The sequence below is a fragment of the Candidatus Zixiibacteriota bacterium genome (assembly GCA_040753495.1).
GTDB lineage: Bacteria > Zixibacteria > MSB-5A5 > GN15 > PGXB01 > DYGG01.
This window is the reverse complement of sequence record JBFMEF010000064.1, coordinates 1-20101: the sequence shown is the minus strand read 5'-3', so window position 1 is coordinate 20101 and position 20101 is coordinate 1. Positions and strand designations below refer to the sequence as shown.

General features: G+C 52.4%; 17 protein-coding genes. 11 read left to right on the top strand and 6 right to left on the bottom strand.

Annotated elements, in window-relative coordinates; translation table 11 throughout:
- The first annotated feature begins 4 nt into the window (after positions 1-4).
- Together AB1690_04150 and AB1690_04145 are read left to right on the top strand one after the other, a co-directional pair.
- On the top strand, positions 5-1057 hold the full coding sequence (locus AB1690_04150) for a sulfite exporter TauE/SafE family protein (protein MEW6014493.1): 1053 nt from the start codon (positions 5-7) through the stop codon (positions 1055-1057).
- The gene (locus AB1690_04145) at positions 1054-1362 is read left to right on the top strand and encodes a hypothetical protein (GenBank protein ID MEW6014492.1); all 309 of its coding nucleotides are present in this window, start codon (positions 1054-1056) and stop codon (positions 1360-1362) included. Before AB1690_04150 ends, AB1690_04145 begins: the two co-directional genes overlap by 4 nt.
- Positions 1363-1395: 33 nt before the next feature.
- Here AB1690_04145 and AB1690_04140 read toward each other — a convergent pair whose 3' ends face one another.
- Positions 1396-3903 (bottom strand): PEP/pyruvate-binding domain-containing protein, encoded by a 2508-nt coding sequence (locus AB1690_04140; protein ID MEW6014491.1) that lies wholly within the window; start codon positions 3901-3903, stop codon positions 1396-1398.
- 233 nt (positions 3904-4136) lie between these two features.
- Here AB1690_04140 and AB1690_04135 point away from each other — a divergent pair, with 233 nt between their 5' ends.
- The 8 genes from AB1690_04135 to AB1690_04100 all read left to right on the top strand — a co-directional run bounded on the left by AB1690_04135 (position 4137) and on the right by AB1690_04100 (position 13607).
- On the top strand, positions 4137-4478 hold the full coding sequence (locus tag AB1690_04135) for an STAS domain-containing protein (GenBank protein ID MEW6014490.1): 342 nt from the start codon (positions 4137-4139) through the stop codon (positions 4476-4478).
- Positions 4479-4609: 131 nt separating this feature from the next.
- On the top strand, positions 4610-6790 hold the full coding sequence (locus tag AB1690_04130; protein ID MEW6014489.1) for a UvrD-helicase domain-containing protein: 2181 nt from the start codon (positions 4610-4612) through the stop codon (positions 6788-6790).
- Positions 6791-6952: 162 nt separating this feature from the next.
- Entirely contained in the window at positions 6953-9349 is a 2397-nt protein-coding gene (gene lon / locus AB1690_04125) for an endopeptidase La (GenBank protein MEW6014488.1), read from the top strand.
- A 39-nt stretch (positions 9350-9388) separates the two neighbouring features.
- Complete coding sequence (yihA, locus tag AB1690_04120; GenBank protein ID MEW6014487.1) at positions 9389-9985, top strand: ribosome biogenesis GTP-binding protein YihA/YsxC; 597 nt, start codon at positions 9389-9391, stop codon at positions 9983-9985.
- Positions 9986-11260, top strand: coding sequence for an adenylosuccinate synthase (locus tag AB1690_04115; protein ID MEW6014486.1), 1275 nt, complete (start codon positions 9986-9988; stop codon positions 11258-11260).
- A gap of 722 nt (positions 11261-11982) precedes the next feature.
- Positions 11983-12714, top strand: a complete 732-nt coding sequence (locus AB1690_04110) for an SDR family oxidoreductase (protein ID MEW6014485.1) — start codon at positions 11983-11985, stop codon at positions 12712-12714.
- 4 nt (positions 12715-12718) lie between these two features.
- Positions 12719-13279 carry a hypothetical protein gene (locus AB1690_04105; protein ID MEW6014484.1) on the top strand — a complete coding sequence of 187 codons (561 nt, stop codon included), beginning with the start codon at positions 12719-12721 and terminating at the stop codon, positions 13277-13279.
- A 22-nt stretch (positions 13280-13301) separates the two neighbouring features.
- On the top strand, positions 13302-13607 hold the full coding sequence (locus tag AB1690_04100) for a hypothetical protein (GenBank protein ID MEW6014483.1): 306 nt from the start codon (positions 13302-13304) through the stop codon (positions 13605-13607).
- A 130-nt stretch (positions 13608-13737) separates the two neighbouring features.
- On the opposite strand, the gene AB1690_04095 is transcribed toward AB1690_04100, so the two are convergent.
- The 3 genes from AB1690_04095 to AB1690_04085 are packed head-to-tail and all read right to left on the bottom strand — an operon-like array spanning position 13738 to position 16482.
- Positions 13738-14706 (bottom strand): SDR family oxidoreductase, encoded by a 969-nt coding sequence (locus AB1690_04095; GenBank protein ID MEW6014482.1) that lies wholly within the window; start codon positions 14704-14706, stop codon positions 13738-13740.
- 55 nt (positions 14707-14761) lie between these two features.
- A complete protein-coding gene (locus AB1690_04090) occupies positions 14762-15493 on the bottom strand; it encodes a sugar phosphate nucleotidyltransferase (protein ID MEW6014481.1) in 732 nt (243 codons plus the stop codon).
- Positions 15490-16482 (bottom strand): GDP-mannose 4,6-dehydratase, encoded by a 993-nt coding sequence (locus AB1690_04085; GenBank protein MEW6014480.1) that lies wholly within the window; start codon positions 16480-16482, stop codon positions 15490-15492. The genes AB1690_04090 and AB1690_04085 overlap by 4 nt, the downstream gene beginning before the upstream one ends.
- 176 nt (positions 16483-16658) lie before the next feature.
- On the opposite strand from AB1690_04085, the gene eno reads away from it, so the two are divergent.
- Positions 16659-17957 carry a phosphopyruvate hydratase gene (eno, locus tag AB1690_04080; protein MEW6014479.1) on the top strand — a complete coding sequence of 433 codons (1299 nt, stop codon included), beginning with the start codon at positions 16659-16661 and terminating at the stop codon, positions 17955-17957.
- 125 nt (positions 17958-18082) lie between these two features.
- Here the strand turns inward: eno and AB1690_04075 are convergent, their stop codons facing one another.
- Positions 18083-18313: a hypothetical protein gene (locus tag AB1690_04075; protein MEW6014478.1), complete on the bottom strand. Its 231-nt coding sequence runs from the start codon at positions 18311-18313 to the stop codon at positions 18083-18085.
- A gap of 247 nt (positions 18314-18560) precedes the next feature.
- On the bottom strand, positions 18561-20101 hold a 1541-nt coding region (gene uvrA, locus AB1690_04070), incomplete at its 5' end, for an excinuclease ABC subunit UvrA (GenBank protein ID MEW6014477.1).

Genomic DNA, 20101 nt, shown 5'->3' with positions numbered 1-20101 from the left:
TACTATGGATATTTTCAATGTATATCTGCCGGTGGCCGGGATGGAATTCAATGTTTTACTTCTGCTCCTCATCGGCACGACCGTCGGCGTCTGCGGCGGTTTCTTTGGCATCGGCGGCGCCTGGATAGTAACGCCGGCGCTCAACATTTTCGGCTTCCCCATGCCGTATGCCATCGGCACCGACCTGGCCCATATGGGGGGAAAATCAATAGTCTCCACCATTCGTCACGGCAAGTTTGGCAATGTTGATGTCCGCCTGGCGGTCTCTATGATTATCGGAACCACCGTCGGCATGGAGCTGGGCGCCAGTCTGGTAATGTACCTGGAACGAATCGGACTGGCGGAATCAGTCATCCGGAAAATCTATGTTATCTTTCTATTTCTCATCGGAAGTTATGTTTTGTATGACTACCTGTCCCATGTGCGGCGGCAGCGGAAAGCGGCGCGCGAAGGAGCGCCCAAGGAGGAGTACAAACACACCCTCGCCCAGAAATTGCAGAGGATAAATATCCCCCCGATGATTCATTTCAAGACTTCCAAAATCAGGTGCTCGCTTTGGTTGCCGGTTCTGGTTGGTCTTGTTACCGGAGTGGTGGCAAGCGTCCTGGGTGTCGGCGGCGGGTTCATCCGTATGCCGGCTTTAATCTATCTGGTCGGCTGCCCCACCCTGGTGGCGGTCGGTACCGACCTCTTTGAAGTTATGATAACCGGCGCTTACGGCGCCTTCACTTACGGTATCAAGGGGCGCGTTGACTTGCTGGCGGCGATGTATATGCTTTTGGGAGCCGCTATCGGCGCCCAACTTGGTACTGTCGCGGTCAAATATGTCCGCGGCTATTCCATCCGCCTCCTCTTTGCCGTGACTATTTTCATCGCCTGCGCCTCGGTGCTGCTCAAACAGCTCGAACTGCAGTTGCCATCATCGATATTGATTCTCACCGCCGGAATTGTCATCAGTCTCGTCATCATCAGCCTTCTGGTACGGGGCGTAATGAAAGAACGGAGCGTCGCCCGAGTGAAAAGCTTTGTTTCGAATGACCGGGAGGTTAGAAAATGAAATCTCTCCTCTTCTCCTCAGCCTTAATAGCAGTTCTTTTCATGGTTCTTTCCTGCAGTCAGGCGCCGCTTGTCGCGCAGGGAACGGTGGTGGAATATCAGGCGGAATCGAAGATGCTTCGCCTTACCGATGAGAACCCGCCCCATAACGAATACCTGATTTCACTGGCGGATGCCGATATGGGTCTGCAACCGGTAACTGGCGATATTGTTCGGATTTCTTATCGGAACAAAAATGGCACTCTTTCCGGAATCAGAGTGATGAATTTGAGTCATCAGCAGGATTTGATCAAGGGAGGGCATTAGTTCGCCACTGCCGACATTGAAGTTTCTTACGAACTAAAACTTGTCCAATTCGCCGGCGAGAAATGCCCGCGCGAAAAATTCCGGGCTGTCGTCACTGTCCATCAGCATATCCAGTTGACGGCAGCAGAGAGTTAACCGACCCAGATCTATCAGCCGGGAATAGATAAATTCCCGGTCATATTTCTGCAGTCGGGCAACCACGATATCACCGCGGCACTGCACTTCGAAATTCAGCGCCGAGAGTATCAGGTTAAGAAATTTAACGCGGCGCTCTCTCCGCGTTTCCGCCGCGGCGCCCCCTTCGAACCGAAAATGTATATAATTCTTATTCAGGCTTTTTCCGCAATAAGTGTCCACGGTATTGAAATGATAGCCGGCTTTGGTGCTGAAATTCATATACCGGTCGGAGATAATTGCAAATGACGGTCGCCCTACCCCTTGCGCCTCCGCCGGCGGACCGGCAATGCTCTCTCCAAGCACCGAAATAAACCCGCTGGTGGAAACAGCCCGCGGTTTATCCCAGACAATTCTTGCATCGCACAGCCCTTCCATAAACGCCTTCATCGGATACGAAACAATTTGAGAAAGCGGCACCCTTTTGAGTTTCTGGGCATCCTCGGCCAGTCCCCCGCCGACATCCAGTATGAGAACGTCGTAAGGAAGATTGCCGTCCAGTTTAAGATAGGCCGGCGCCGAAAGAGAGGCTTTATTGCCCAGGTAGAAAATTTCCTCAAAAACCTTCTCGTGAACATAACGGGTTATATCATGCAGCGAACGGCAGTTTTCCGGCGCAAATTCCTGCGAGGTGGCGTCAACTAACTGCAATGGAGTAATCAGTCGCGCCAGTTTCAGCAGTCTCTGAATCGCCGGCGAGCTGTCCCGTCCACTCTGGATAAACTGTCCCCCTTCAGTGGCGAGCCATTCTCCCTCAAAAATGCGACGCCCGGTGGCATCGACCGTCACCAGCATGCCATCGCTTAGTGCCGACATCGCCTCCTTCATCCCGACAATCGTGGGGACATTGTATTCTCTGGCGAGTATCGCCATATGGCTAATGGGCGAGCCCTGCTCCGCCACGATAGCGGCGCAGCGGCTCATCACCTGGGCAAACCGGGGCGACGACTGCGACGTCACCAGAATGGCGCCGTCGGGAAATCCTTCCAGTTTCGCCGGGTCCTTCACCCGATATACTTTCCCCATTGCCGCGCCGGGACAGGCGACCGCTCCGCCGCTGAGAAGCGGCGCCGGCGTCGATGGGGAAAGCAACTTCGGTTTTTCTCCCAGCGGTCTTAATGCTACCATCGACCGGCTCTGAACTATATATAATTTATCGTCCTGTCCGATGAGCCATTCTATATCCTGAGGGGAGCGGAAATGTGCCTCCAACCTGCGAGCCGCCTTTATCAATTCGGCAAGGTCGTCCTCTCTGAGGCAGGAGGGAATCTGGTCACTCTCCAACCCTGATGATACTATCAGGTCCGCCGTTTTTACATTGGCGCCGTCACCGCCCATCATCTCTCCCGGCGTGACGCTGATTACCACCTTGTCAGCCTCCGGGTCATCGAAACTGCGAGAGAAGATTACTCCACTGCAGCGCGGCTCTATCATACGAAGGCATCCCACCGCCATATAGGCATCCTCGGACGTCAACCCGTATTTCAGCCGGTACAGCAGCGCACCCAGTTGATAAGAGCTGGCAAGGACCCAGCGGTAAGAATCCAACAACCACGATTTTCCGACATTTAACTCGGTGTAGTAAAGTCCGGCGTGAGATGCCGCATTATCTTCACCTACGCCGCTGCTTCGCACCGCCAGGAGAATCTCTTTGCCCCCCGAAAGTTCGGAATATCCCTTTTCGATAGCGTTCTCAAGTTCTTTATCCAGAGGGGCGTTGATAATCGCCTGCTGGAGTTCCCGTGATGCCTCAGCCGTAACACGCTGCCCGTACTCTTCCAGAAGTTCTTCCAGCCGCTGGGCACGGTCGATAAAATCATTCTGTGACATGAATCGGGTAAAAGCGGTGGTGGTGACGACAAAACCATCGGGGACATTAAGCCCCAGGACGTTTTTAATTTCGCCCAGGTTTGCCATTTTGGCGCCGGCCAGGGAACTGTCGCAGGCGCGAAGATTCTGCAGCGGAATGACCAGCGGTCCCGATGCTACCTCGCGCGGCGCTGAAAGGCCCGATTCAATTTCCGCATTTATCCGGCGCAGCGAATCGTAGAGAGCGTTATATTTCCCCGGCGCTAACTGGTCAAGGTCTTTGACCATCGCAAAAACATCGAGCACGCCGCGGCGTATCCTTCTCACGATTGCATTAAGCGAAAACTCAACCCGCCCCGAAAGGCGGTCTTCGATATCGGCTATCAATTGCAGGGTGGTGTCGTTGAGACTGAGGATTTCGCGGAAGCATTCGTACATGACCCGAATCCGCTCCGTCTCATCCCCCCTTTCTACTTTTCTCCCCCTCTTATAGCCAAAGGCTTTAAGAGCCGGCGCCAGCCGGCTGATGAATCCCTTTTTTTCCCGTGGCGAGCTCATTATTGATACCTTACAAATCTAAAATAACATACTCAGGCGGCTAAATCAATTCCGATTGATTCCCCGTCGGCAGCCGCGACATAAAATTCACTCGGTCACGCCACTCCAAAAGCCCCGGTTTCCACGGAATATTCCCCTTGCTTTTTGACCTCCTTTTCGATAAAATTCCAATCTGTATCGCCCTCAGGGCATATAATATTGATAATTACAACCGTACAGACCGGAGAAATAGAATGAAGATTAGCGACGAAATTAAAGGTGATGTGGCTATTATCCATCTGGAAGGGAAGGTCATGGGTGGTCCCGATGCCACGATGTTTCACGGAAAGTTGCACGAACTGGTCAATTCCGGAAAGAAGAAAGTAGTGGTTGACCTGGGCAAAGTGGAATGGATGAGTTCGGTCGGACTGGGGATGCTGATTTCGGCTTTGACGACCATGAAAAACAATAACGGTGAACTGCGCCTGTCCAATGTGACCAAAGGAATTCAGTCGCTTCTGACTATTACCCGGCTGGTTACCATATTTGAAACGCGCGATACCATTGACGAGGCAATTAAGTCGTTCAAGGGGTAATGGCAATTGCCCGGATGGAAATCCGCCAACATTGAATTTTAGCCCGCCGCCGGCGGGCTCTTTAATTGAAAGCGTTTCTGGGGCGGCGACAATTTGATTAATATTCCGGAAATATTGAATATATCTCTCATATGACTCCTGACCAGATTATTGAAAAACTGAATCCGGTGCAGAAAGAGGCGGTTATCACCACCGAGGGACCGCTTCTCATCATCGCCGGCGCCGGCTCCGGCAAAACCCGGGTCCTGACCAGCCGCGTTGCCTATATTCTCGCCCGGCGGCTGGCGCAGCCGTTTAATATCATGGCTGTTACTTTCACCAATAAAGCGGCCAACGAAATGAAGGAGCGGATCGCCGGTCTTCTCGGTGAAACCCCGCAAGCCCTGACGGTTTCAACCTTCCATTCTTTCTGCGCTCGTCTTCTCCGCCATGAAGCCTCCGCTATTGGATATCCGTCAAATTTCAGTATCTTTGACGAAGATGATGCCATCGCGCTTATCCGCACCTGCATCGATGACCTGAAATTCAATCGCAACCAGTTCACTCCTTCGTCCCTTAAGCACAAAATCTCCGCCGCCAAGAACCGGATGGAGGATGCCGACGCCTTCGCCGCCAAAGCCTCCGGCTATTTCGAAACCCGCACCGCCGAAATCTATCTCCGTTATAGCGAACGACTCCGGCAGTGCGCCGCGTTCGACTTTGACGACCTCATCTTCCAGTCGGTGCGGCTCCTTGAGACCAGCGAAAATATCCGTCGCAAATACCAGGAGCGGTTCAAGTATATTCTGGTCGATGAATATCAGGACACCAATCACAGTCAGTACAAACTGCTGCGGCATCTGGTCGGTCCCGAGCAGAATATCTGTGTGGTGGGTGACGAAGACCAGTCCATTTACGGCTGGCGCGGCGCCGATATCAGCAATATTCTCAATTTCGAAGCCGATTTCCCCGGCGCCAGGGTAATTAAACTGGAGCAAAATTACCGCTCTACAGAGGTCATCCTGCAGGCGGCATCGACCGTCATTGCCAACAATCTCGACCGCAAAGGAAAAACTCTCTGGACCGAACAGAAAAGCGGCGACCTCCTCAGGCTGTTTTTCACCGACTCGTCGCATGATGAAGCCGTGGTCGTTGTTAGTGAGATTGAATCCAACCTCAATCGAACACCGCTCAAAGAAACCGTCATCCTGTATCGCACCAACGCCCAGTCGCGCGCCTTTGAAGAAATCCTTAAACAGAAAAGCATTCCTTACCAGATAATCGGCGGCATCTCTTTTTACCAGAGAAGAGAAATCAAAGACCTGGTCGCTTATCTCAAGCTGCTGGTGAACAGCAAAGATGATATCTCTTTCCTGCGCATAATTAACTACCCCCGTCGCGGATTGGGCGAAAGCAGCCTGAACAAACTCTCCGAACTGGCTTCAAGCAAAGGCAGTTCTCTTTACGAAACCGCTCTGGAAATCGAGACATTTGATGATTTTCCTGCCCGGCCTAAAGCGGCTATTGCAAAGTTTGTCGAGACTATCGAGAAATATCGCGAGCTTAAATCAAGCGCTATTGTCGCCGACTTGATACAGGCGTTGATAGACGAAATCAGGCTGGTCAAGGCGCTTCTGGAAGAAGACCCGCTGCTGGCGGAGAACCGGATTGAAAATATTAATGAATTTGTCGCCGGCGCCCGCGAGTTCGCCCGCGCCGCCGCAGAGCCTTCCCTGGACAGTTTCCTCTCCGAAATATCTCTTTACACCGACATAGATGAATACAACGAAATCGAAGACAAATTGACACTTATGACTCTTCACGCCGCCAAAGGGCTGGAATTCGAAGCCGTATTCATCGTCGGTCTCGAAGAAGGACTCTTTCCGCTGGGACGGTCGCTGGAAAACGCCAAAGACCTGGAGGAAGAAAGAAGACTTTTCTATGTCGGCGCCACCCGCGCCAAGAAACATCTTTATCTCACCATGGCGGACGAGAGGAATCGATATGGCATGATGCAGACCATTCCGTCGCGATTCATCAAAGAACTTCCTTCGGAACTGCTGGTCGTTGACGACAGAAGGCGGGGAAGAGGCGGCAGTCAAACCTGGGAGGATGCCGCGTCCGGCGCCGGCGCGGCGGGGGAAAGACGCTATGAGTATGAATCGGATGAATATTCCCTGGCGGGGCGAATTGTTCAACATCCTACTTTTGGCAGGGGGAAAGTGCTGCGGGTCGAAGGAGCCGGCGAGAATCTGAGGCTTGATATTCATTTCAGCGGTGTCGGACTCAAGAAAATCATGGCTAAATATGCCAAGTTGAAGGTTGTCGGCTGAGAGCATCTGGTCTGAACCGGTTTTTTGCGACATCAAGTTTCGTGCCCCTATCTCGTTAATTATTAAGCGCTTTCGAGACTCCCCATTAATCTCAAAAAAGGCTGTTATTCCGTTTCGAAATATGTTAAATTTCAGTTCTGAAGAAGGAATGACGGCTTATCTATGAAATACTCGTTTGGGCAGGAAACAATAGAAATCAAGGCGCGCCTCCCGGTGTTGCCATTGCGGGATATTGTCATTTTCCCCCATATGATTTATCCCCTCCTGGTGGGACGGCAATTCACCATCTCTGCCCTGCAGGAAGCGATGATTCTCGACAAGCAGATCTTTCTCTGCGCGCAGAAGGCTCCCGAAGTCGATTTCCCCTCAGCCGATGACCTCTACGACGTCGGCGTGGTAGCCCGTATTCTGCAGATTATGAAGCTGCCTAACGGCACTATCAAAGTGCTGGTAGAGGGGCTGACCCGCGCCCGGATGAAAGGGTTGAATAAGACCGGCGGCTTTTATATCACTCGCCTGCAGGTTATGCCGCCGGATGAACTCCGCGACAATGAATCGGAGGCGCTTTCCCGCACCATGACGGAGCTTTTCTCCGAGTATGTCCGTCTTAACCGGCGCATCCCCGAAGAGGTTCTCTTTTCGATTTCGGCAATTGATAATTACCAGCGGCTGACCGATACCATCGCCGCCCATGTCCTTCTGAAAATGGATTTGAAGCAGCACATCCTGGAATCGGCGCAGGTCAAAGAACAGATGATTCTCCTGTCCGAGGCGCTTCGCTCCGAAATTGAGATTCTCAAAATCGAGCAGCGAATTGACGGCACCGTCCGTGAGTCGCTGGCGCAAAACCAGAAAGAGTTCTACCTGCAGGAGCAGTTGCGCGCTATCAAAGAAGAGCTGGGACAGATGGATGATGTGGCCAACGAAGTCGATGACCTGCAGAAGAAACTGGATAAGCTGGTCGCCCCCAAAGAGGTGAAAGAGAAAGCCGAGGAAGAGATTAAACGGCTCTCCAAGATGCATCCTTATTCAGCCGAGTCGGCGGTGGTGCGCAACTATATTGAGTGGGTCCTGGCGCTCCCCTGGAGTTATGTCACCAAAGACCGCAACGATTTCCCGCAGGTTAAAGATATTCTGGATAAAGACCATTTCGGGCTGGAAAAACCGAAAAAACGTATCATCGAGCATCTGGCGGTCATGAAGGTCGCCGGCAAGGTCAAAGGTCCTATCCTCTGTCTGGTCGGTCCCCCCGGGGTGGGAAAGACTTCCCTGGGACGCTCCATTGCCCGCGCTCTGGACCGTAAGTTTGTCCGGATGTCATTGGGGGGGATTCATGACGAAGCCGAGATTAGAGGACATCGTCGCACCTACATCGGCTCTCTGCCGGGAAGAATTATTCAGTCCATCCGTAAAGCCGGTTCCGCTAATCCGGTCTTTCTTCTGGACGAAATTGACAAGGTCGGCGCCGATTTTCGCGGTGACCCGGCCGCGGCGCTTCTGGAAGTCCTCGACCCGGAGCAGAATTTTGCCTTCTCCGATAACTTCCTCGAACTTGATTTCGACCTCTCCAAGGTTCTCTTCATAACCACCGCCAATTCGATGGCAGGAATTCCGCCGGCGCTTCTGGACCGGATGGAGATTATCCGTCTGCCGGGGTACCTTGAGCATGAGAAGCTCGGCATTATTCGCGGATATCTATTGCCGAAACTGAAAAAAGAGATGGGGCTGGAAAAATATGGGATAGAGTTCAGCGATGATGCCCTGCTGGAGATAATTCGTTTTTACACCCGGGAAGCCGGTGTGCGTGAAGCCGAGCGCCAACTCGCCGCTATCCTCCGCAAGATTGCGCAAAAAATCGCGGAAGGGAAGAAAACGATTCGCGTCAATGTCGGAGCGAAGAAAATTGATGAATATCTGGGAGTCCCGCCGTTCATCTCCACTGAAATCAATCCCGACCCGGGCCCCGGATATGCGGTCGGGCTGGCTTGGACCGAATTCGGCGGGGAGGTTCTGCCTATTGAAGTCACTCTTATGAGAGGGGCATCAAAATTGACCCTGACCGGGAAGTTGGGAACAGTCATGCAGGAATCGGCGTCGGCGGCTCTGGCATATATCCGGAGTCACGCCGCCCAGTTCGGATTGGAGCCCGATTTCTTCGACAAACTTGAAATTCATCTGCATGCCCCCGAGGGCGCCGTCCCTAAAGAGGGTCCATCTGCCGGAATAACATTTCTGGTAGCAATTGTCTCGGCGCTTACATCCACGCCCATTCGCTCCAGCCTGGCTTTGACCGGTGAAGTGACTCTCACCGGCGACATTCTGGCTATCGGCGGCCTCAACGAAAAGCTTCTGGCGGCGCGGCGGGTCGGTATTAGGGATATCATCTTCCCGTATAAAAACAAAAAAGACCTGCCCGAACTCCCCAAGGAGCTTCTTCAGGGGCTGCACCTGATGCCGGTCAAACGGATTGAGGAAGCGCTCAAGATTGTCTTTGGCGCTAAGTTTCTGAAGCCCGGTGTCAAGAATAGAGCCGGGCGGAAAGAATTGATGAAAAAATGACTCTCTCTCCCAATACTTAAGGCTTCGAAATTTATTGATATGCCTAAAAAGGCGGTCTTTGTCGGGTCATTTACAAGCATAAGTCAGATTCCATCCAATTCTCTACCTCATATAGCCTTTGCCGGGCGCTCCAATGTCGGAAAGTCTACCCTGCTGAACAGCCTTGTCGGCCAGAGAAAACTGGCGCGCACTTCCAAAACCCCGGGGAGAACCCAAGCGCTCAATTTCTTCCTGATTGACGACCGCTACTATTTCGTTGACCTCCCCGGCTACGGTTATGCTCGCGCTCCGCTCAAGATGAGAAGGGAGTGGGGAATACTTGTGGATAAGTATGTAAATAATGTGGACAACCTGTGTGGAATGATATTTCTGATCGATTGCCGCCGGGATTTGAGTGTCGGTGACCGGACACTGCTGGAATGGCTCGATGCCAAGAAAGTCCCCTTTCTGCCGGTTCTGACTAAAGCCGACAAGCTCTCCCGCAGCGCCCTTATTAAGAAAGGGGAAGAGCTGAAAAAGATGCTGGGTGTCACTCCGGTTTTCTTCTCGGCTCTCCGCGGTCTCGGTAAAGATGAACTGGTGGAAAAAATAGAAACTCTCGCCAACGCTCGGAGGAGGTCCCTCCCGGAGGAATAAATGGGAAAAACTGTTATCGTGGTCGGATGTCAATGGGGTGATGAAGGGAAAGGAAAAGTAGTTGACCTTCTGGCGGAGAAGGCTGATATCATCGCCCGCTTTCAGGGCGGCGCCAACGCCGGACATACCATTCTGGCGGAGGGGAAGAAATTCATTCTCCATCTCATCCCCTCAGGGATAATCCATGGCGGAAAGGTCTGTTATATCGGCAACGGTGTCGTCCTTGACCCGTATGCGCTGATAGAGGAAATCGAGGCTCTCAGAAAGCAGAATATCGATATCGAAGGGCGGCTGTTCATCTCTCCCGCCACCAATCTGGTTATGCCTTATCATAAGCTTATCGACTGCACTGACGAAAAAAGACGAGGCGGCGATGGTATCGGCACCACTCTGCGGGGAATTGGACCGGCTTATCGCGACAAAGTCGACCGCTGCGGGATTCGTATGAGCGACTTGCTGGAGCCGGAGCGGCTGCGCCGCCGGCTTGAAATCCATAAGAAAGTTAAAGGCGAATATTTTTCGGGCTCTAATGACGAACGGGCCGATATTGATAAGATTTTTGGCGATCTGATGGCGCTCGCCCCCGTTTTGATACCGATGATTACTGATGTCTCCCTGGCGTTGGCGAGACACCGTGAAGCCGGAAAGAATATTCTTCTGGAAGGCGCCCAGGGGGCGATGCTTGATATCGACCTCGGCACCTACCCTTACACCACATCTTCCAATACCACCGTCGGCGGCGCTTTGACCGGCCTTGGAATCGGGCCCAGAGCCATCGACGAAGTAGTCGGTGTGGTCAAAGCCTACACCACCAGAGTCGGCTCAGGACCGTTTCCGACCGAATTGGTTGACGACACCGGCTTACTGCTGCGCGAAAAGGGAGGAGAGTTTGGCGCTACCACCGGACGCCCCCGTCGAACCGGATGGCTCGACCTGGTTGCCCTGCGCTATGCCTGCCGTATCAATGAGGTTACCAAACTGGCAATCACCAAACTGGATGTGCTCGACCATCTCGATTCCATCAAGGTCGCGATCGCCTATGATTTGAATGGAGCGAAATTAAATGAAATGCCGCTTGACCCGAACGCGCTCTGGCATCTCAAGCCGGTCTACCGCGATTTCGCCGGATGGAAAAGCTCGACTGTGGGGATTACTGACTTTGGCAAACTGCCGCCAGGAGCAAGAGAATATCTTGAGTTCGTTTCTCGGGAATTAAATGCGGCGCTGGGGCTGGTCTCAACCGGCGCCAGCCGGGAGCAGACCATTCAGCTGTGAGATGGTGATAGCCAGAATACAGGCTTAAGCGGCGTTACGCGGCGGCTGGCTCATTCGCAATTTCTCCCGAATTATCGAATCTTACTTCTGATAACTATTTCTTTGTAACATAATAAGTTGCGAGAAAACTTGGATTTGGCTTCGTATGATTTTACGAGTCATTTTGCCAGTTATTACTATGACGGCATTCTACAGCAATCATAACATATTATAGTACATTAAGTTGCCGCCATGGCAGACTCCGTTCCATTCCGACGGCACTTCGCTTGCTAATTATAGTTTCAGGTTGACGGTCATTTTTGTGATCCTTGGTCGTCTGTGCTTTGAAGCAGTCGTCGTTCCTTCAAGCACCATCTTCTTTTCTCATGGCTGGAAGCCCGCTTCTGAGGGGGAAGCGGGTTTCCTATTTTGAAACCGATTCCCTGATACTTCCAGCCCGCGGTCAATCGTTTCTGAGGCTGTCCCAGAAATGCCGGACTCGACCGTTGTGGCAGCTCCTGATTTCGCCCAGTCAAGTGCGACACACTTGACTCTCATATCGCCTGCAGCGCGAAATTGTGACCTGCCGCTCTTCTGTATCGCGACGGCGACGGTCTGTGGGACAGCCTCTTCCCAAACTTTTTTGCGATTCGCCCTTTATTTTTTCTGTCTAATAGTTAAATTGCTATATCTGCCGCTGGTCCTTTTGGCAGAGCAATTTCTTTTTGAGGTGCGAGGAACAGGTGCGTTCACTGAAGAATCTTGTAGTTGTAGTTACCGGTGCGTCTCAAGGGATAGGCGCGGCAATTGCCCGCCATTTTGCCCTTGAAGGGACACGGCTGGCCCTCATCGCCCGTAATCGAGAGAAGCTGGAAATGGTCGCCAACGACCTCCCGCTGCCCCAGAAAGAGATACTTGTTCTTCCCACCGATATGAGGAACGCTTCCGCCGTCAGAATCGCCGTCCAATCCGTCCGCGAGAACTTCAGTGGAATTGATATCTTCATCAATAATGCCGGTGTCGGCATCAACAAGCCGGTTGTCGAACTTTCAGAAGAGGAATTCGATACTATTTTCGAAACTAATGTTAAGGCCGTTTTCCATACCTTTCGGGAGTTGATACCTCTCTTCCAGAAGCAGGGGGGAGGCCAGATTATCAATATTTCCTCCGGCGCTGCCCGCATTGGAGCCCCGGGACTGGCGGCATATGCCGCCTCCAAAGCGGCCCTTAATATCCTCTCCGAATCGGTTGCCGGAGAGGTTCGCAACGACAATATAAAAATCTCTGTCCTGTCGCCGGCATCGACCGAAACCCGTCTGATGTCAAATATGTCGGAGGCTTCCCGCTCGCCGTCGAAGGCGGCCCTGAAACTGACCGTTGATGAGGTCGCCGAAGCGGTTATCTTTCTTGCCCGGCAGAACAGCAACGCCTGGACTTCTATGGCGGATATCAGGCCTCTTCTGATAAAAAGGTGAGAATATGTCGAACACTGACCAGCATCAGCATTTTGTCTGCACTTCCCAGGAGGCGCTGGCGATTATCAATGGCCATAAGCGATTCTGGGTCTGCAACTGCGGTTGCCGCGAGGGACGCGGGTTTTGCACTCGCTCGAGGCTTGACCTCTGCCTGATGTTTCGCGGTGATTTTGACGCCACCGGCAGCGGAATGCGCGAAATAAAATATATCGAAGTGGAAAATATCCTCAATGAAGCCCGCAACAAACATCTCGTGGCGCGCCCCTTTCGCAATATCATCGGACGGGGAGGCATTGACGGCATCTGTTTCTGTTGCGATGATTGCTGCGGTTATTTTCTCAATAAGGATGAAGTCTGCGACCGAGGGGCATTTGTGGAAAAGACCATCTTCGATGATTGCACTCATTGCGGTATTTGCATTGAGGTCTGCTATTTTGGCGGGCGCGAAATGCGCGAGGGAAATCTCCTCGTCCACAATCAGAACTGCTACGGCTGCGGACTTTGCCGCGATATCTGCCCCGAGGAGTGTATTATTATGAAACCGCGCGGCAGGGAACTCTTATGACGGCGGGAAAGGAATTATAACTATGCCTGGACTCTTATGCTGGAATTGCGGGCGCCCCACCGGCGTCGAAGGTAAAGTGATGCGCGCCGATGCCTGTCCCCAGTGCCTGGCGGACTTGCGCGCCTGCCGCGGCTGCCGTCATTTTGACCCGACCGCCCGATGGCAATGCCGGGAGACTATCGAGGCTCCCGTTCCGATTAAAGAAAAAGCAAACTTCTGCGATTTCTTCCAGGCGCGCCTGGCCGTTCATTCGCATGACAAAAAAATGACCCCGCTGGACTCCAAGGAAGAGAAGAAAAAACGTTTCGACGACCTCTTCAAAGACTGAACCGTGCGCCCGTTTCCAGTACTGTTATCCTGTTTTGCCTGCGAACGGAATATTGACTGACCCAGACAACAACCAAAAATAAAAAAGGCGCCTTTCGGCGCCTTTTTCTATTTAAGTAGCGACTGTCGCTTCACTTCACCCGAATCCCGCCGACCGGCGTCCGGTTTTGAAACTGCGCCGTGAACCATTCCACCGTCATCTTCAAGCCGCTGGCGAAGTCAACTTTCGGATTGAATCCCATCTCATTTCGAGCGCGGCTGATGTCGGCGAAGGAATGAAGGATATCCCCCTTGCGCGGCGGGTCATATTTCGGCTTGATATCGCTGCCGATTATCTCCTGAAGCATCTTCACCAGAGTATTCAGCGTGTACTGGCCACCAACGGCAATATTGAAATATTTCCCCGCGATTCCGGGCGCTTTGGCGGCAAGAAGATTCGCCTCCACCGCATTGGCGACAAAAGTAAAATCGCGCGATTGCTCGCCATCGCCGAATATCACCGGGCTCCGCCCCGCCAGAAGAGCATTGATGAATTTCGGAATCACCGCCGCATATTCGGAACCGGGGTCCTGACGAGGCCCAAATATGTTGAAATACCGCAGCGCCACTGTCTCCAGTCCATACAATTCGTAGAACACTTTGCAATATTTTTCTCCGGCCAGTTTGGTCACGGCATAAGGCGAAAGCGGGTCCATCCACATCTTTTCATGCTTGGGAAGTTCCGGAGTATCGCCATAAACCGAAGATGACGAAGCAAACACGAATCGCTTCACTCCGGCCTGCTTGGAGGCTTCCAGCAGATTCAAAGTGCCGTCGATATTGACGCTGTTGGAGGTCAGGGGATTCTTGACCGAACGCGGCACCGATGGGAGCGCCGCCTGGTGGAGGACATAATCGACTCCCTCGACCGCCTCGCGCACGGTCCAAAAGTCCCGTATATCCCCCTCCATCAATTCTATCTTGTCCTCAATCCCGGCAAGATTGACTTTTCTTCCGGTGGCAAAGTTATCGAGCACACGAACTTTCTCGTTTCGCCGTACCAATTCATGCGCAATATTGCTGCCGATAAAGCCGCCACCGCCAGTAATCAAATATTTCATTCTTATATCCTTAGATTCAAAAGATTGTACTAAATATCGGCTGATTAAAGACTTTTTACGCTGAGGGAGGCAAAAAAAGTTGAGGTTTTCTTCGGAATATTTCGTCCGCTTTCTCCCAGTCATCATGACGGCCGATATCCATCCAGCGCCCCCGGAATCTATAGATTGAGGGATTCCTCCCGTTCTGAATCAACCTCTGCACCAGCTCCGGGAAATCAAACCGGTTCGCCGGAATATATTTCAAAACCTCTCTGCTGAAGGCATATATCCCCATCGAGACCTCATACCCCAGCGAGGGCTTCTCTCTATATTCGGCAATCTTTCCCCTATCTTCGATTATCACCCCGAAGTCAATCTTGACCGTTCGTCGATACGATGCCACCGTTGCCGGCGCCGCATTTCGGATATGAAAAGAGATAAAATCAGCAAAGGGAAGGTCGGTCAGCAGGTCACCATTGAGAACCAGGAAATTGTCGCGAAGTCTCCTGATATTTCGCAGCGGTCCTGCCGTGCCGAGCGGTTTTTTTTCATACGCATATGAAATCTTCATGCCAAACTGCTCGCCGTTGCCGAGAATCATTTTGATTAATTCCGCCTGGTATCCGACCGCCAGTATCACTTCACTGATTCCGGCATGCCCCAGCTGGCGAAGAAGAATCTCCACAATCGGGATATCCCCCACAGGCCAGAGCGGTTTGGGAAGCACCCGCGTGTAGGGAAGAAGTCTTCTTCCTTCCCCTCCCGCAAGTATCACCGCCTGCGTAATCTGCTGACCCCTCTTTTTCACAGCTGATAGTCCTCTTTCTTGTACAGTTCGCGATGCGCCTCAAAAAATCGTATGGTTTCGACCAGGCCCGACTTCAAATTGTATCTTGGTCGATACCCCATCAGTTTTCTTGCCAGCTTGCTGTCCCCTTGAAGACGGATTACTTCTGAGTTATCCGGGCGCAGACGCCGCCGCTCAGTTTTGATTTCCAGTCTCTTTCCCAGCAGATTTCCCACAGATTGCACCATCTCCTCAATCGTGTAGTCTTTGCCGGTCGCCAGATTGATAGTCCTGCCGGTCGTTCTGGGATTGAACGCTGCGGCAAGCATCCCTTCTGTAATATCGCCGACATAGTTCATGTCGCGGCGGGTCGAGACATTACCCAGCCGGATTGATTTTCCCGAGAGCGCTTGCAAGATGATGGTTGGCAGGATAGCCCGGGCCGATTGGCGCGGACCATAGCTGTTAAAGGGGCGCATGGTCACTGTCGGCAATCCGAAACTGAGATGAAACGATTCCACCATGCGGTCGGCGGCTATCTTGGATGCCGCATAAGGCGACTGGGCGACCTGCGGATGCGCTTCATCAATCGGCAGATATTGGGCGGTGCCGTACACCTCCGACGTTGAGACATGCAGGAATTTCTTGACCTTCTCATCCCGCGCCGCCTGAAGCATATTGGCTGTTCCCAGCCCATTCACTGTCAGAAAGTCCCGCGGCGCTATATAAGAATAAGGAATCGCTATCTGCGCCGCCAGGTGGAAAATATAAGCGTTGCCGCTGACTGCGTTGCGGCAGACGTCCGGGTCGCGAATATCGCCGTAAACCAGATGAAGGTTCGCGGTGAGATCTTTTGGAAGATATTCCAGCCAGCCGGCTTTACCCGATGACGTGTACCGCACCAGGACAGTCACTCTGGCGCCGCTTCTGAGCAGCTTTTCGACCAAGTGCGAGCCGATAAATCCGGCGCCGCCGGTTACCAGAACTTTCCAGCCTTTGTTTGAGAGCATATCGTCTGAAGGACGAATATATTAAACGTCTTATCATATTCAAAGTCAATTCTCTTATATACTTATCGGAGATAACCGCCTGTGTTTTTACCCCTTTGGAGTTTTTATATTGCCTCAATAGAGTCGTCTCCTTTAGATTTAAAAAATATTTTATCGCTATCAGAAAGGAATTTGCTATGTCTGAGTTTGACTATATAACCGCTCGCCAGATTCTTGATTCCCGGGGAAATCCGACCGTGGAAGTTGATGTGGTATTGTCTGATGGCTCGCTGGGGCGCGCCGCGGTCCCCTCGGGAGCCTCCACCGGTACCCATGAGGCGGTGGAATTGCGCGACGGCGACGCCAAAACATATTTCGGGAAATCGGTCCTCAAGGCGGTGAAGAACGTCAACGAAAAAATCGCTCCCGCTCTACTTTCGAACAAAATCGACCCGTACGACCAGGTTGCCCTCGATAACTTCCTTATCGGTCTTGACAACACCGAGAATAAATCGAGTCTCGGCGCCAACGCCGTGCTCGGTGTTTCGCTTGCCACCGCCAAAGCGGCGGCGATGTCGGTGGGCCGGTATCTTTATGAATATGTCGGCGGCTCCAATTGCAAGCTTCTGCCGGTGCCGATGATGAATATCCTCAACGGCGGCAAACATGCCGACAACAATGTTGACCTTCAGGAATTCATGATTATGCCGGTGGGCGCCAAAAAATTCGCCGGCGCCCTTCAAATCGGCGCCGAGGTCTTCGGGCACCTCAAAAAAGTCCTCCAGGCAAAAAATCTCAATACCGCCGTCGGCGATGAAGGCGGCTTTGCGCCGGACCTGAAATCCAACGAAGAAGCCCTGGAAGTAATCATGGAGGCAATCGAAAAATCGGGATATAAAGCGGGAAAAGATGTGCTCCTCGCCCTGGACCCGGCTTCATCCGAATTCTACGACGCCAAGAAAAAGGTCTATAATCTCAAGGGGGAAGGAAAGAAGTTCAATTCCGAGCAGATGATTGAATTTTACGAGAGCCTGGTTAAGAAATACCCGATTATTTCCATTGAGGATGGTCTTGCCGAAGATGACTGGGAGGGGTGGAAACTGATGACGGAAAAACTGGGGAAGAAGATACAGCTGGTCGGCGACGACCTCTATGTCACCAATCCGAAAAGACTGGTTCGCGGCATTAAGGAAAAATCATCCAACTCCATTTTGATAAAGCTGAATCAGATAGGGACTCTTACCGAGACGCTGGACACCATCGAAATGGCGAAAAAAGCCGGATTCACCGCGGTCGTGTCCCACCGCAGCGGCGAAACGGAAGATACCACCATCGCCGACATCGTGGTCGCGGCCGGCACCGGGCAGATAAAGACCGGCTCCGTTTCGCGCACCGACCGTATCTGCAAATACAATCAGCTGCTTCGCATTGAGGAATCAATCGGTCCCGGGGCGCAGTATCTGGGGAAGGAAGTTTTCTACAATCTCAAGCACTAATTCTTCGCGGAAGATATAATACCGGCGCTTCAAAAGAAAACCCGCTCGCCGAGGCGAACGGGTTTTTTGAGAGGCACTCAGATTTTGAATCTGTCGCTTTCCCTGCAATGTCTCCTGAACCAGTTTTACCGTTTCCCTTTTGCTTTCCGGAATGACGGTTTGCGAAGATTCAGGGCGCTGATTTTACCGCGCACTGACGCCAGGCTCCGTTTCAGTTCCTTGGCAATCCGGGAAGCCGGTTTGGTTTTGTACCCCTCGCGAAGTTTCTTCAGTTCATCAGCGCGCCATAGTTTTCCCAGTGTCTTCCGGGCCATTTTCGATTTCGGACGCGCTTTCGCTTTTTTCTTCATCGCCATGATGTGCTCCTTTCCGTGGTGATGATAAAGTCGGGCTCAGATTTTGAGGCATTTCTGCCTCTCCTCCGTCATCTCCGGCTTGCTTGCCTAATCCGCTTACTTTTGCCTTTTAATGGCCTAAAAAAACTACGCTTGTCTGTACTCAGTTCTACAATAAAAATGTTGTTAAGCCTCAGCAACAAAAAAATAAAACCGCCCTGAAAAAATGATTGTAAAGTACCAAAAGCTCCGTGGGAATTTTTGATTTTCAGCAGGAGGCTTTTTTCAACTCTGCCGAGAGGTACTGCCCGGTGTACGATTTCTTGTTCTGGGCGACCTCTTCGGGTGTGCCGACGGCAACAATCTGCCCGCCATCTTCGCCGCCGTCAGGACCGATATCGATAATATGGTCGGCCGTCTTGATGACATCGAGATTATGCTCAATGACCAGCACCGAGTTGCCACGCTCAACCAGTTCGTTGAGCACTCCCAGGAGCATGCGGATATCTTCAAAGTGAAGCCCGGTGGTCGGTTCGTCAAGAATGTACAGAGTGGAGCCGGTGGCTGCCTTGGATAGTTCCGCTGAAAGTTTCACCCGCTGCGCTTCCCCCCCGGAAAGCGTGGTCGCCTGCTGCCCCAGATGTATATACCCCAGTCCAACGTTTTTGAGCGTCAGCAGTTTTCGCTTGATGCGGGGTATATTCTCAAAAAATACCAGCGCTTCATCCACCGTCATATCGAGGGTGTCGGCGATCGACTTCCCTTTGTAAGTAACTTCGAGAGTCTCCCGATTAAAGCGCTTCCCCTTGCAGACCTCGCAGGGGACATAGACATCGGGAAGAAAATGCATCTCAATCTTGATAATTCCATCCCCCTGGCAGGCTTCGCATCGGCCTCCCTTGACATTGAACGAAAATCGTCCCGCCTGGTATCCCCGCATCCGCGCCTCCGGAAGACGGGCATAAAGGTCGCGAATGAAAGTGAAGAGCCCGGTATAAGTCGCCGGGTTGGAGCGCGGTGTCCGCCCGATAGGAGACTGGTCGATATCGACTACTTTGTCGATATGCTCCAGCCCTTCAATGGAATCATAATCCAGCGGAGCCTGCCGCGCATTGTAAAAACGGCGCGCCAGGATGCGATAGAGTGTTTCATTGATCAGGCTGGACTTGCCGGAGCCGGAAACGCCCGTAACCACCGTCAGCACTCCCAGCGGTATCGAAACTTTGACTTTCTTGAGATTATTCCCCCGGGCGCCGCTGAGCGCAAGATATTTTCCGTTAGGGGAGCGACGAATTCTCGGAATCGGAATGCATCTTTTATCCGCCAGATAAGCCCCGGTCAGTGATTCGCGGCACTTTCTTATCTGTTCGGGAGTGCCGGCGACGACCACCCGTCCTCCCATTTGTCCCGCGCCGGGACCCAGGTCAACCACGTAATCAGCCGATTCGATGGTCTCCCGGTCATGCTCTACCACAATAACGGTATTCCCCAGGTCGCGCAGGTCGGTGAGGGTATTCAGCAATTTTCGATTATCCCGCTGGTGCAGTCCGATAGATGGCTCATCAAGGATATACATCACTCCGACCAGCCGCGAGCCAATCTGGGTCGCCAGACGAATCCTCTGTGATTCCCCGCCGGAAAGGGTCGAGGTCGCTCTGCCAAGAGTAAGATGACTGAGTCCGACATTGTCCATAAAGGAAAGTCGCTCCCGAATCTCCTTCAGTATCTGACGGGCAATCAGCTCCTGCCGCTTGGTAAGTTTCAATTCTTCGAAAAATCTCCGCGCCTGCTTTATAGACATCTCCGTCA